A 14,893-nucleotide genomic window follows, 5' to 3' on the forward strand; every position below is an offset into this window, starting at 1 on the left:
GAGGTGATCAGGCGCGCTCGGCACTTGGACGATTTCAATGCCGTCATTGAACCCGCCGAGTGCAACCTCCGGCGCCTGTTTGTGCTTTAAGCCGCCGCCAGGTCCCGTATGCCGGGATCACCAGCTCGAGCACCATCGGCCCGACGGTGGTTGGCAAGGAGCCCTTTGTCCGCATGCGCCTGTATTGCCCGGTGGCGAACACGCTCTCGATGGAATTGGTGGAGAGCGAGAGATCCCTGTTCGGGGTGCGTCACGATCCAATCGTTGTCGCTCCCCAAGAACGAACTCCAGATCGCATCAAACACTCCGCGGCCCTATCCCTATCCACAACCGAGCGCCTTCGAGCCAGCATCGGTGATGGCGCCGCTCAAGCAAGCAACGTGCCGCTTGGAAATTGCGGGGGCACCAGTTGCTTCCTACTGGGTGCATGCGTCAGCTTATGGACAATGGTCTCAAAGCGCACAATCGGTCTGTAGCGAAGCGTACGACGGTAGGCTGCGCTGATCGCATTCCGCGCCGCGGGCGACCTGCAGGCCGGCTGGGGCCAAGCCTTCTTTCATGACGACAAAACCAAACCATAGCCCGCGCGCCTACAAATGCAGCAAATCATAAGCCGGAACCGACTCTCTGGACGCGTTGATTGTCAGGTTCATGCCGACTAGCGCGTGTCTACTACAAGATCCGGTAGATGCCACCGCCAAGTTGAGGCCCTAGCGTTCGGAATGTCTCTGCCGATCATCGAGCAAATAGTGACTGCAACGAACGAGAAGCTAGCAAGAAGGCAAAACGGTACACGATGACTGGCAGAACCAGCGTGGCTAAGCTCCGCACACCCCATTCACGACCCTCGATGTTCTGGTTGAAGGGGCGCAGAGGGTGACGAATGGCGGCCGGCGTAAGCCTACGGACAATCGCTCGAGTAAAAATCGGCTTGTGGAAGGTCAACCGATTGACACGATCACGGTGATCGATCGACTTGCAAGCTCGGATCCGGAGAGGATTGCGCTCAGGTACGGCGCAGACGCACTGACCTACAAGGCGCTCCGATCAAGATCGGATGCCCTCGCGAGGACGTTACGAGCGAAGGCGGCTCATGGCGCGGTGGTCGGCTATTTGGGTGAGCGAGACCTCGACTGGGCGACGGCGGTGGTCGCAGTTTTGAAGGCTGGATCAACCTACCTGCCGCTCGATCCATCGTTACCGGTTTCCCGTACATCATTCATGATTGAGCAGAGTAGCTGCGCTCTGATTGTTGGCCCCGACCAGCCGGAGTCGTTCAACCTATTTCAGGCGAGCAGCAAGGCCCCCACGCAATTCGTGACGATAGAGGCGGCGTTGCGCGAGGGCCAGCCTTCGTCGCTTGTGCCATCATCGAGCGAGGATGGACTTGCCTACATTCTGTTTACGTCTGGTTCGACGGGCAAGCCCAAGGGCGCAATGATTGAGCGCGCGGCCCTAAACAATCATTTGGTGGCAAAGATTGACGCTTTAACTCTCACTCGGACTGACTGCGTCGCGCAGACAGCGTCGCACTGCTTTGACATCTCGCTGTGGCAGCTTCTCGCGGGACTCTGCGTCGGAAGCTGTATCGCGATCATCGATGATACGACACTGAAGTCGCCGGTATCTCTTCTCCAAGCCCTTCAACAATACGGCGTGACGGTTGTTCAATTCGTGCCGTCGATGCTTTCGGTATTTGTTGAATATCTGCAGTCGCTTGCCGCCGCTGAGCGAGCTCTGGAAAGTTTGCGGCGCATTTCGACGGTCGGAGAACCGCTAACACCTGGCCTAGCCCGCGCGTGGCTTGCCTTATATCCCGCGGTTCCCATTCTCAATCACTACGGGCCGACGGAGTGCGCGGATGGCGTTACGCATCATCTGGTTTCCGTCCCGCCCGCGCTGGCTGACGCTTATGTCCCAATCGGTAAAGCGATTTCTAAACTTGAAGTTTATGTCGCGGACGGACCACGCCTGTGCAACACCGGAGAGGTCGGCGAAATCTGTGTTAGCGGCGTTGGTGTCGCTGCCGGTTACGTCAACGATGATGACCGCACCAAGGATGCCTTTGGGTCGAACCCATTCTCGAACGATCCTTCCTTCCAGCGCCTATACCGGACAGGTGATCTCGGGCGAGTTCGTTCCGACGGCCTCTTGGAATGTCTCGGTCGGCGGGACCGCCAGGTCAAAATTCGCGGGCACAGAATTGAGCTGGGAGAAATCGAGGCCCGCCTTTCCGCTCATCGATTGGTGCGTGGCGTCGTTGTGGTCGCCTCGGCCTGCGCAGGCGTAAAGCTGACGGCGAGAGACATATCCAGGGGCGAGAGGGAAACTGGATCGAGTCGACTCATCGCGTATGTGTCAGCCCCGCCAGAAGCAGGGGAGGACGAGCTTCGGACCTTCCTCGCCGAAGCACTTCCCACTTACATGCTCCCAGAAAGAATCATCCGCGTCGAGGGTATTCCACTTAACAGAAACGGAAAGGTCGATTTTGCGGCCTTGCCGGACCCGACCGCCGTTCGCCCTCTCTTGCCGACTCCATACGAGGAGCCGCAAACAGAGCTCGAAGCTCAGCTGTGTCAAATTTGGTCCGGCATTCTGCGTATTGAGCACATTGGCGTGAATGACGAGTTCATAAGCCTAGGCGGAGACTCGCTTCGGGCAATGCTCATATTGGGCCAGTTGCAGACCCTGCTCGGAGTAAGAACGGATTTCAGGTCGGTTCTGAATGGAACAGTCCGATCTCTTGCGGCGTCGATCTCGATCCGAGGCGATTCGAAACCGTGCACAGTCCCGACGTACGGTAAGCTGATGCGAGCGCCGCTGACACGAGTTCAGGAGCACCTATGGTTTCTCTGGCAGCTCGATCCGTCTGCCAAAAACTACATTATTCAGGGCGGTCTGCGAGTAAGGGGCATTATCGATCTGGCCGCCTTCAATCGCGCTTGGACCGATGTCGTTCGCTCCCATCAGGCACTTTCGGCGCGCTTCATCGACGAGAACGGTCCGGTTCAGCTTTTTGATGGTCCGCAATGCGCAAGCCTTGATTTGATTGATGCATCTCATCTCACGGCGCAGGAAGCTGAGGAACTGATCTCAAAGTTACGCCGAACAGAGCTGAACGGCAGCTTCGATCTCGGCGAAGGCCGCCTGTTTCGCGCGCGCATGATCCGTTGTGGCCCTGACAACCATCTCATACTGATCACCGCTCACGAAATCATCATGGATGCTTGGTCGATCTCCGTCCTGCTCAGGGACCTGCGACAAAGGTACGCAGGTGATGCGGTCCCAGAGAACCGCGCCTCACTCTCGACCTACGCGATCTGGGAAACACAACATTTGACTCCAGAGGCCCTGGCCGGCCAACGTTGTTATTGGCGTCGTCAGATCGGTGATGATCCGCCGGTGCTTTCGCTTGGAACGGGACGAGCGCGGCCGCAGATAAATTCCTACCGCGGCGCCTCGCATGCGGTGCTGCTTGGCAGCGAGCTCTCCAATCAGGTCCGGGAGTTTGCGCGCCGACATAGGTGCACCACGTCGACAACACTCCTCGCATGCTTCAAGCTGCTCCTGCGGATGTATAGCGGCCAAGACGATATTATTGTTGGCATACCGCACGTCGTACGGGATCAACCTTGCAGCACAGAAATCGTCGGCTTTTTCCTGAATATGCTGCCAATCCGTACCGCGATCGATGTCGACCAGTCCTTTGTGGTTCGTGCCTTGCACATCCAGGGCCTCGTCAGCAGTGCCATTGCAAATTCGGCATATCCCTTCGGCTGGATGGTAAGGGATGCCAGTGTCTATCGCGAAGCGGGACGCTCACCGATCTTCAACGTCATGTTCAACATGTACTCCGAGGCCGCCGAACCACCTGGCCAACATGAGCTGGATCTGACATTCCGCGAATATGAGACCGGCTATGTAAAATTCGATCTGACATTGTACGCCCAAGATCAGGGCGATGAAATTGCTCTCCAGCTAGCGTATGCGGAAGACATATTTTCGAGCGATCTGATTGTCCGCATGGCCGACAATCTGTGCTCTCTGATTGCAGGCTGCATCGAGAATCCGCTTGCGCCCACTAGAGATCTGAGCTGCCTCGGCGCGTTAGACCTTGCTATGCTGGACTCGCTGGATGGCTCGGCGCAGCCATATGAGACTGAATGCTCGCTAGTCGAGGCGTTCGAGCAAATCAGCGTCTCTCATCGGAGCCAGGTGGCCTATTTTGGCGATTTCGGCGAGGTCACCTTCGGCCAGCTGCGCGAGCGCGTAGCAGCTATTACGTCGCTACTGCGGGCTTCGGACGTGAGGGCTGGCGATATGATCGCCTTGCTGGTCGACCGCTCGCCTGACGTCGCGGCTGTCATTCTTGCGACACGAGCCTTGCAGTGTGTTGTTGTCCCAATATCGCCGGATTGTCCGCGTGATCGGATCGAACATATCCTCAGAGACAGTCAGGCAAAGCTCTTGGTTCACGCAAATACTGCTGAAGCTGGTTTTGACGTGCCGTCGGTCTGCCTCCTGACGCTGGACGCGTCCAGCGAGCTCGCGCATGATTTTGGGCGCAGCAGCAAACGGTCTGATCAGGAAATTATGAGCCTTATCTATACCTCGTCCTCAACCGGTAAGCCGAAAGGGGTTCTCATACCGGAATCGGCAACCCTCAATCGGCTGAACTGGATGTGGCGCTGCTTTCCCTTCGAGAGTACCGATGTCATGGTAGTGCAGAAGTCAGCATCACTTGTTGCGTCCTCTTGGGAGTACTTTGGGGGGCTTCTGAAGGGTGTGCCCACGCTGGTCCTGACGCAGGGGCAGTTGCTGGATCCAGATCTTCTGTTATGCGCGTTGGCGAAACGTCGCGTGACACATTTATTTGCCTCGCCACCACTCCTGTCCGGCATCATTGCTTCGCAAGAACGGCACCCGCGACCGACAGCCTTGCGGCTGGTCACAAGCAGCGCCGAACCGATGCCTTCCTCGCTCCCCGGTCGCTGGCGTGCGTATTTCCCGGACGTGCCCTTGTGGAACTTCTACGGTGCTACGGAATGTGCGTCCAATGCAGCAGTCTATGAAACATCGGATGCCTCCGACGGTTCGTCGCTCGTCCCCGTTGGGCGCCCAATCGACAACGTCAAACTCTACGTTCTCGACGGCCATTTAAAGAGAGTCCCTGTCGGAGCCCCCGGCGAACTCTGCATCGCCGGACGCTGCGTGAGCGCTGGGTATTGGCGGGATCAGGATCGGACCAACCGCTGTTTCGTCCCCAATCCATATGATGACGGTCAATACAGCGTTCTCTATCGCAGTGGTGATATCGCACGCATCTCAACCAGCGGCCTGCTCGAGATTTGCGGCCGATCGGACAACCAGATCAAAGTACGGGGCTTTCGCGTCGAGCTGGAGGAGATCGAAACGGCCCTTCAGTCTCATCCGGCAATCGCAAAGGCCGCGGTGGTCGCAGAAGGCATGGATAATCATCCTCGCTTGATCGCTAGCGTGGTTCCGGCCCGCGACAGTCTTAGCTCTGCAGATATCGTCACTCACCTGAGCCACACATTACCGTCCTACATGATTCCTGCCGCCTTCCGTCTGGTCGACAGCATCCCCTTCACGGCAAGTGGGAAGATCGATCGTTCTCGCCTGTCGTCCGTTCCTTACACGCAGGTCGGGCCGGTTCCATGTGCTGAGCCCCGCACGAAAAAGGAGCGCATTCTTGCTGCAATCTGGCGGGATCTATTAGGCGCCAAGTCCGTCGGACTGGATCATAGCTTCTTTGATATCGGCGGAAATTCTCTTCTCAGCGTGCGCTGTGTCACGCTGGCGCGCAAAGCCGGGCTGAATCTCACCGTCGAGCGGATCCATCGAACACCGACCATCAGGGAATTGGCGGCAGACAAAGCGGTTACACGCCATGACGTCCGTTCTCCAGACGGTCTGGTGGGAGCTACTCCCGCAATCTCATCTTGGAACCGTCTTGCCGGCTTCGATGAGCATTTCAATATCGGCGATCTGTTCTTCTTGCCCGCCGGCATCCTGAACGTCCGAACGCTAGAGAGTGCCCTTGCCCATGTCATGGATAGGCATGAAGGCCTGAGACTCCATATCGCTCGAACTGTTGATGAACTACGTCTGACAATCGGACCATCCGTGGCCGAACGCCTCGTGGAAGAGGTCGATCTTGTCGGAATGAACGTCCTCCAGCAGCGCAAGATAATCGAGAGTATCTCGGCAAGACGTCAGCAAATGTTTCGGTTTGACGGCCGGACGCCTCTTGTTAGCGTCACGGCGTTTCGCACAGCGGAAAGCGGCGAATACTATCTGCTGGTCCTGATGCATCATTTTGTGGTGGACGGGATAGGCTATCGACTGTTCCTGGAAGCATTGGATGCGGCGTACAACGCCCTTGCCTCGGGTCATGTCGAGAGTGGTTCCGACAACATACAAAAGCTCTCTCCATGGTGGAAGCGCCTTGACGACTACGCGAACAGCGAAGCGCCGGCTGAACTCAAATACTGGGAGGGCATCGACTACCGTCAGTTCAATTGTCAGGTCAGCGACACATCATCAGGCGGTGCGAGTTTTTCGAAAGTGACCGCGAGAGAGCTTCACTATGCGCGAGTTGAACGTCGAATGGACGAAGCGAACTGCCGACGTCTTTGGGAGGATCAGGCCAAGTATTATCTTGAGATCGATAAAGAGGCGACAGCTGATCTCTTCAATATTGTAACCAGATGGGCGCATTGTCAGGACGTCGATGTGTTTCTTGCCGCCATATCTGGCGCCTTCGGACGCGTTTGCGGCAACTACTCGCTCTGGATCGATAACCTTACCTCAATACGAGGTCGAGTATTTGACGATTTCGATCCATCTCAAATCATCGGCAACATCAGCGAGCTTGTTCCCCTTCCCTTGAGACTAACTGGAACGGAGCACCGCCCCGATCGAGCGCGTTCCATATACCGGCAGCGCAATGCCCTACCGCATAGGGGAATGGGGTTTCGGGCCATAAAATTCCTAAACCGAGATCCAGCCGTTCGGAGCCGGGTGGATCGCTTGCCCTTACCAAGAATTGGACTGAATTATCGAGCGGGTGTGCAGCGCCACTTTCCACGCCGGCTCCTAGCCGCCGAACCCTCTCCACTCTGGATCGGCGAAGACATGGATGAAGCGTCCGTGGGTCATCTCTTCTGGTTCGACGTCGGATATCAAGCCGGCCAGCTACAGATCGAAGCGAGGTACGATTCGAGCCAAGTCGGTTATGAGCCGACCCGTAATCTCTGCACGACGTTGCTACAGGAGCTGTTGGAGACGATTGGCGAATTCGGAACAGATCGCGGCACGGTCACGCATGAATGATCTCGATGGAGAATTCGCCATCGAGAACGATCGCGATATGATGACAAAGAAGATCCCGCGCATTGATCTATCGGACGCCAATCTCTCGGGTCTCATTCTGCGGCTCGCCATTCCATCTGTTGTTGGCTTGTCGATCAACGCGTTACAGCAGGGGGTCAACGCAATCTTTGTTGGCGCACTTGGCGCTCAGGCGATTGCAGCTGTCAGCATGGCCATGCCAATCGTGCTCCTGCTCGCGGCAGCTGGGCAGGGGATCGGTGTTGGAACAGCGTCGGTTATATCCCGTCATCTTGGCGCTGGTGAGTACCTGGAGGCGAGCCGAGACGCGAGCACCGCACTTGCGCTCGCCGCTCCGATCGGTATCACTGTTACGTTCGCTCTGCTTCTAAGCCTGCGCGGGATCTTCTTAACGCTCGGCGCAACTCCAACCATCATGCCGATGGCGCTCGACTACGCTGCGACACTTTTGTTCGGGTACACGTTGATGTTGCTAAATATCGTCAACGGGTTCGTGGTCCGAGCCGAAGGCAATACACGATTCAGCATGTGGACGATGGTTACCGCGTTTATACTGAACGCTGTGCTTGACCCCGTCTTCATATTCGTACTGCACCTCGGTGTGCGAGGCGCCGCCCTCGCAACGCTGGTATCTCAAATTGCTGCTATCAGCCTCTATATCACCTATTTTTCGACGCTCCGCGGGATAGTCCTCGTCAGGATATCGCACATCTCGTTGCGAGCCGATCGCATCAACCAGCTCGCGTCGATAGGTGTGCCGGCCTCCATGACCAGTATTTTATCTGCTATTGCCGTTATGCTCTTGTACGGAGCTGCCGCGCCGTTCGGGGACGAGTCCATCGCGGCGGTGGGAATAGCTGTGCGGATATTGACGATCGGCGCACTGCCTATCACTGGCTTCTGTATGGGCTCTCAAGCTGTCCTCGGTTTCGGTTGGGGCGCACGGGACTTTGCTCGCGTACTGAAGGCCGCGAAGCTCATACTCTCTATAACTATCGCGTTTTCTGTTGCCTATTCCGCGGCCGTTGTGATTTTTGCTCGGCCTTTGGTCAGCCTGTTCAGCGAAAGCGATAAGGTCAGGGAAATTGGCGTCTCGACCTGCATCGCCTTTCATCTGTTTTTTGGGCTTTTTGGTATTGAGAGTTTCGTGACGACGATGCTTCATTCGTTCGGGAAAGCGCGCCTCAGTGCGATTGTGTCCTTCGCGAGGCAAGGCTATCTTTTCATACCAGCCGTCCTGTTATTTCCAGTCATATCGGGCTTCAACGGAGTGTTGGCCAGTCAAGCCATCGCTGAGCTGGGCGCCGGAATGATCGCATTGTTTGTCATGTTCCACCAGTTCGCGGAGCTTAGACGCGCGCTCCGGTACCCTGCTTCAGGACCAATCGAGTTTGTGGGTTGACCTGACAAAACGGATATCACCGCAGACCAGAGCATTAGGCCTGGCCGCTCGCTGGCAGATCTTCCCAGGCGACGTCGATGTCGCGCTCGACTGGCGGCCGGAAGCCGACCTGACATCGATGCCCGTCGATGACGAGTTGCCTTCCCACATGGGTGCTGTCCGTATTTAACCACAATGTCCTAAGCTGACGCGGCCACCACTAAAGCGGCCAAGATCTGTTCATGCCTCAGGCGGACAAGGCAGTCGTGAGTATACCTTGGAACCTGCGAACACTTAGAGATCAGCCAAGCACAACCGTACAATCGTATGAATCGCTTTTAGGTCGTTTTTGAAGAGGCCTCCTCAGTTGGCGATCTCTTTCATTTTATCAGCCTTCCAGAGCCAAGCCTTCCAATACTCCCATTAGATCGATTAGCTCTTGTGTTGGGAGAGGCCCGCTGCAATGCCACCTATTTTCAGAGTGAGGTTCTCCAGCCTTGCGCTCAATCCAAAAATCAGAAACTAGGCTGTTATTGACGATGGTGTGTGGGTCACCTCGCCATTGAAGGCGATACACATCAACGTTCTTGTCAAATCCATATCGACCTTGAACGCTACCATTCAACAGCGCTTGTATTTTCCCCCATGATTTGAAGATATTCTCAAAGCCTGGGGAGAATTCAACTGTAATATGGCTGATAAGGATGACTTTCGGTGGTCGGATAAAGTCCCTGAAACCTAGATCGATCTTAGCCCATCTGAATAGTTCGTCCATAACCAGCTTGGCGTAATCGGTGGTTGTGCAGTCGACACCCAATCCGTCAGTGTAGCTCTCTAGCTTATGGATTGCGATCACCGTTCCGTCGACTACGGCCGATCCATCCGTAAACCTCGCGCTAGCATCCGGCGCAAGCGGGAACGTTGGCCTACCTTGAAACCCAAAGCGCTCGACGAGGGCCGCCCCTAGCATTGTAGGACTGATACCTTGCGCAGGGCGAACCTCTTCCCAAGAAAAGAGGTTAAGACAACGGCCAACGACTGACGAAATAAACTTCACGCGTAGATTCCTTCAGCAGCACTTCCGCTCATTAACCGCCCCTGCGGCGTTCGTCCTGTATTTGGTGACTCAGCGCGTGCCGCAGCAGACGATTTAGACTGTCCGCCGAGCCCTGAGCTTTGTAGGGAGTTTCGAGAGCCCGAATAATCATCAACCGACGCGGCTGCTGATCGATCTGCGCGGCGATTAATTTCAACCAGCCGATCTGCGTCAAAACTTCTTTTCCGCAATGCGCTGGGCGACATATTTGACATACGCGTCAGCCAATCGTCCCATTCCACGAATTGGACGAGAGGCGGAAGGTCATAGGCAACTGCAATGTCAAGGCATGATTGCAAGCTGAGTTTGCCATAATCAGGGTCCTCTAAGCGAGAAATCACGCTTTGAGTTTTGCCAGCAGCCTTTGCTAGATCGCCCTGACTCCAACGTCGTTGCTCCCTCAAGGCGCGTATCTGAAAGGCAATGTACGAACGCACTTTGTCCATCATGTACTCATGACGGAATTCCTCATCCGCCAGTTCGCGGACAAGTTCATTACTGAAGTGGGAGCCAGAATGGACAACACTTGGAAGCATCGCTTTCGATTTCCTTTTTTCTGCCTTCAGCTATTTCAATCGCTCGTCGTGGATCAAATTTGCCGCCCCTTTCTTCAGCACAAATGACAATCGTGAAAATCATTCCGGGGTTGAAAAACCCGAGCGGCCTGTGTTGAACGCCGTCAACGTTGAACCGGATTTCGCAAATTGGCGATATTGTGAACGGGTCGATAAAGGCCACCTAACCTTTTCAGATTAAACGAGTTTTTGAAGCGGCGGGGTGACAGGTCGCCGGAGAGCCCTTAGGAAGTTCGCGTGATCTGTTCGATTCCGACTACTCCACGCGAAAAGCGGGACCGCCGTGTTTGGGGCCGCAGCAGCCCCTGACCAACCACCCGGGATTGAGCCACGAGGCTCTTGACTACTTGCGATATACGCTTTGCTGAGCGTGTTTGCCAGAGGTCGCCAAGGCCTAATCCCCTAACGAGGATTTTGCCCTCATGAATGTCTTCTCCCTCGACTTGCGGATTCGAATCATTGCCCACCTGACCGCAGCCAGGGCGTCCGCGCCACTGAGCGCATTACTGGAATTCACGGCGATAACCAACATGCGCATCGGCCGCGGCTGTGCCCAGCATGCACGACCCGTATTTATCGGGGGGGCAAAGAATGAATTCGGGGCGCATATGCGCGCGTGTCCTAATTAGGAGAGCACCCACATGTTGGTCAGCGACAGCGGACCGGTGAACGTCATGCGCGAGGGCGAACACTGGCTGGCGTCCGAAGTGAAGTCGATACTCGAGAAAGGCGATGCCAGCCGATCATCCGGTGACGCCCGACGGCCGCTATTTCGTCGTACGCGGTCGTCTATGGCGCATGACAAACCCTTCGCTACCGATCAGAAGAATCGAATCATTCCCCATTTTCCCCAGCGACAGCGCAAGATAGAGGGCCGCGCTTCAACCAAATATTTTTGCGTGGATTTTCTGCGTAGAAACTGGGCCTTACGAGTCAAGTGGGACTATCGTGATCGTCTGATTCGAACAGATTATCCACAGGTGCCACCATGGTTTCCGAGGACGGATCTATCGGCGCGGCGCAGCGGCTGCGGGAAATGTGGGAGCACAAGACGGGTGAACGGCTCCCTCAGGTATGGGATGCCGCGCTTTCGGATTGGATTCAGAGATACACGCTTCCTCTGGTGATCGATGCCATCCAGTCGGTCGGCGTCGCTGGCTATTCCGAGAATGGCGAGCGGCGGGCGCCCGATATCCGCGACGTTCCCAAATATGCCGCGGTGGAGCAGGCTGAGGCGAACGAGCCGGGCATGCGCCACTGTTACTTCGTGCGTGGAAGGATGAGAAAGAGGTACTTTTGCGACGACAGTGACGAAGAGGTGCTCGAACTCCTTCGTAGGGTGATGCGGGACCGCGCAACACGGAGCGACATGGACCGCTCCGTGGATGACTGCGAGACCCTCGAGGACTGCTTTGCTGCACTCGGAATGGATAGAGGCGAATTTCGTGTGGCTATGGGCCATCCGGTTGTCGATCTTCCCCTAAGGGATCGCGTCTTTATCAAGGAAGATGATCCGGAATGGCCGATTTGGAATGCCTATCTGCGCAAGACGACGGGTAAGGGCGCCCCTATGAACAAACATTTTGGCTGGTTCTTCCCAAGTCGTCTGCCGCCGCTCAACAAGTTTGATCGTGCATCGAAGTAGTGAGCTCCGGTTCCTGACTTAATGACGCGGGGCCTTTCCAGTCAGATACAATTTCTCAAGTAATTTTAATATGTTAGTCTATCATTTTGCGCTGCCGCGCTTCTCATCGATTTCCCCGATTCCGAGTTCTGCCGAAGGCGCCATATGTCGGCGCTGCGCGCCACAGGAAAAGCCGATCTAGAAATCGGCTCGGGAATTGTCAGCTTAGGATTTAAGGAGCGCCTTGGAAAATCACGACATACGCCGAAGGAGCTTCGGCTAGAGGAGCCGGAAGATCACGTACGACTTCGCGGATCTACATCACCTTCGCATCAAGCGCGTTAGGCAGACCTTGAGCGGGCGGTTTGCCACCATTGTTAACGCGGCGATTTGCGATGGGAAGCCCAGCCGCTGCAATGCGACGGACCACTACGCGGCGTTCAAAAGGCCCCGTTTCGTGCTCCTCAGAGAAAGGGCTTGTCACATCTATGAAAACGCTCGCAACGTTAGGAGCTGCCATCAGTACAGCTTTGGCGCAAGATATCAGCTTTTCGGGCGGACCAATATATGATCCCGCTCCCACTCTGCTTTCTCCTGAAGCGAAAATGCTAGGAAACGTATCCCTGCGTCGTCAGCGTGAATTCGCTTGGGGGCGGCATCACGCTCGTGAAGCATTGCGTCGCCTCGGCTTCACTCCTAGTGCGATTTTGTCCAGAGGTGATCGAGTTCCTCTTTGGCCTCTAGGAGTCGTCGGGAGCATTTCCCACTCTTCTTCTGACTGCGGCGCCGTCGCGGGACGCTCAAGGAACGTCCTCGCTCTGGGACTAGACATCGAAGATGAAGAGCCGCTTGGAGCCGATCTTCTTCCAATCATTTGCACCCCCGCGGAACTGCAGCGTCGGGAATGGTCCAGCAATCGCTTTGGTCCGAAACTAATCTTCGTCATCAAGGAAGCTGTATACAAGTCCTATTCGCCACAAACCGGTGAATTCCTGGATTTTCAAGATGTCAGTATCCGGACACGTGACGGGAGTGGGATGTTCGAGGCGGAGATCATCAATCCGGAAAAACCTATGTGTTTCGGCAGCCGCACTATCAATGGAATTTATCTCCCGTTTCTAGGAGGTATTCTTGCATTGGCTGTGCGATTTCGAGGCTCGTAGTGTAGCGCTACGAAACTTGTCGATGTTGCCGGGGCCTTCGCATGGAAATGATTTGATCCGGTAGGCATTGGTGCCCGCTACACAGTCGATGCGACAGTTGGCCGCTGCCGACGATGATGGTCTCCTGCGTTCGCGTCAGACGTCGAAGAGGAGGAGGGGGCAGCAGGCTGTCTCGTGGCTGAACATTGTAAGCAGCTCAATGTGTTCAGCGGGCAGAGCGGGCGGCATCAGGGATTCTGTCGTCGTCGTTTTCGTCCCGAAGAATCGCCAATCGCTTTGCTGTGCCCGCCACAATTTCTGATCCGGCCATGCGGACACGCATGAAAGTGAGGCTACGCTGCCTCATCAGCATTTAGCGTCCACAAACATGCCCGCGGCTTGGTGTTTGGTAGCCTTTACCGAGCGACTTTGTCGGCCGGGTGTTCGGCTGGTCACGTAGGCGGGTGGCACCATGCGGACCAAGTGTCGCAGCGAGGTAATCTCTTGCCCAGCGTTGGTCCTTGTGAGAGCCATGAAGAACGTCTGAGAGAATAATGATCCTCAAGCGAACGAATCCTATCCCTGAACCATTCTATCGCGGCCCTGGTGTTGGGCTTTCACTAGCAATGCACTCTTTGGGGGGCGAATGCTCATATGTGTTCTAATCGGAGTCGTCGCCTTGCAACAGAGGATCGGCTAGCCGAATGATCAAAGCTTGGCTGGACTTTCCGATATTTGAATTGTTCGCGGTCCTCATCACTCTTTACGCAACGACTGGCGCTGTCATTGTGATCGCCAGTTTCAGCCCTGCGACGGTTGTGTCGATGCGCCGCGTAGAAGGCGTGGTCGCTCCGTTTTTCGGCACCGTCGGAGTGTTGTTTGCGTTCCTGACCGGATTTCTGGCCAATGATATCACCGATCGCAATCGTCAAGCGGCCCGCGCGGTGCAGTCAGAGGCGGCGGAGCTGCGCAACATCTATGCCGTCAGTTACGCGTCCGTCTCGGACATGGCGAGCCTCCGCTCAGTGGTTGCGAAATACGTCGCCGCCCTCGTGGACGACGAGTGGCCGGCGATGGCGCAGGACCGGAAGGCCCGTTCGCCCGGTCCCGCCTATGACTCCTTGCTGCGAGAAGTGAATGATCCTCAGATCGCTCAAACAGCGGGTGGGGCTGTGCAGACGGCCCTGCTGAATGCCGCAGTCGGAGCGGGCAGTGCGCGTTCCGAACGGCTCGCCTTGGCCTCCGACCGCACCATTGATGCCAAGTGGATCCTCGTCTTAATCCTAGGCGTGGTCACACAAATATCGATCGGATTGGTGCACCTGAAGAAGCTCGGTGCGCAAATTACGGCACTAACCGTGTTCTCAATCGCCGTCGTGATAGCGCTGGGACTCATTGGTCTGCAAGAGCGTCCGTTTTCCGGTGATATCCGAGTAGAACCGGGACCGCTGGCAGAGCTCACCAAAATCGCGGCGGAATGAGGGCGCATCAGCTTTCTGCAGTTGATGCAAACCGCTTCCGCGTTGACGACGCCGGGAGATTTGTCGTTCCGCCCTGTTTGGCGAGCTCAACGGCCTTACCGCTCTTGGTATCGATGCCAGTGTCCTCGACGCCTTCGCTTTCCCATTCGAAGCTGACCTCGGCAAATGCGAACGCGACCATCTGGCGTAATCGCGGCTCGCCAGTCCCGGCCTGCAGGAT

Annotated in this window: 7 protein-coding genes; 5 read left to right on the plus strand and 2 right to left on the minus strand. The window is 56.1% G+C overall.

The genetic code is table 11. The features are described 5' to 3' along the window. The first annotated feature begins 876 nt into the window (after positions 1 to 876). Together Q3C01_RS14165 and Q3C01_RS14170 are read left to right on the plus strand one after the other, a co-directional pair. Positions 877 to 7,356: an amino acid adenylation domain-containing protein gene (locus Q3C01_RS14165; protein ID WP_458145936.1), complete on the plus strand. Its 6,480-nt coding sequence runs from the start codon at positions 877 to 879 to the stop codon at positions 7,354 to 7,356. Continuing rightward, positions 7,349 to 8,776, plus strand: a complete 1,428-nt coding sequence (locus Q3C01_RS14170) for an MATE family efflux transporter (RefSeq protein WP_458145937.1) — start codon at positions 7,349 to 7,351, stop codon at positions 8,774 to 8,776. Before Q3C01_RS14165 ends, Q3C01_RS14170 begins: the two co-directional genes overlap by 8 nt. Before the next feature lie 367 nt (positions 8,777 to 9,143). Here the strand turns inward: Q3C01_RS14170 and Q3C01_RS14175 are convergent, their stop codons facing one another. Beyond that, positions 9,144 to 9,812, minus strand: a complete 669-nt coding sequence (locus Q3C01_RS14175) for a hypothetical protein (RefSeq protein WP_458145938.1) — start codon at positions 9,810 to 9,812, stop codon at positions 9,144 to 9,146. After that, a complete protein-coding gene (locus Q3C01_RS14180) occupies positions 9,809 to 10,387 on the minus strand; it encodes a helix-turn-helix domain-containing protein (RefSeq protein ID WP_458145939.1) in 579 nt (192 codons plus the stop codon). The genes Q3C01_RS14175 and Q3C01_RS14180 overlap by 4 nt, the downstream gene beginning before the upstream one ends. Before the next feature lie 1,027 nt (positions 10,388 to 11,414). On the opposite strand from Q3C01_RS14180, the gene Q3C01_RS14185 reads away from it, so the two are divergent. The 3 genes from Q3C01_RS14185 (at position 11,415) to Q3C01_RS14195 (ending at position 14,673) form a co-directional block, all read left to right on the plus strand. Continuing rightward, positions 11,415 to 12,071 carry a hypothetical protein gene (locus Q3C01_RS14185; protein WP_458145940.1) on the plus strand — a complete coding sequence of 219 codons (657 nt, stop codon included), beginning with the start codon at positions 11,415 to 11,417 and terminating at the stop codon, positions 12,069 to 12,071. 467 nt (positions 12,072 to 12,538) lie between these two features. Further along, positions 12,539 to 13,213 carry a 4'-phosphopantetheinyl transferase family protein gene (locus tag Q3C01_RS14190; RefSeq protein WP_458145941.1) on the plus strand — a complete coding sequence of 225 codons (675 nt, stop codon included), beginning with the start codon at positions 12,539 to 12,541 and terminating at the stop codon, positions 13,211 to 13,213. A 683-nt stretch (positions 13,214 to 13,896) separates the two neighbouring features. Beyond that, the gene (locus Q3C01_RS14195; protein ID WP_458145942.1) at positions 13,897 to 14,673 is read left to right on the plus strand and encodes a bestrophin-like domain; all 777 of its coding nucleotides are present in this window, start codon (positions 13,897 to 13,899) and stop codon (positions 14,671 to 14,673) included. Positions 14,674 to 14,893: the final 220 nt, after the last annotated feature.

The organism is Bradyrhizobium sp. UFLA05-109, from assembly GCF_054185165.1.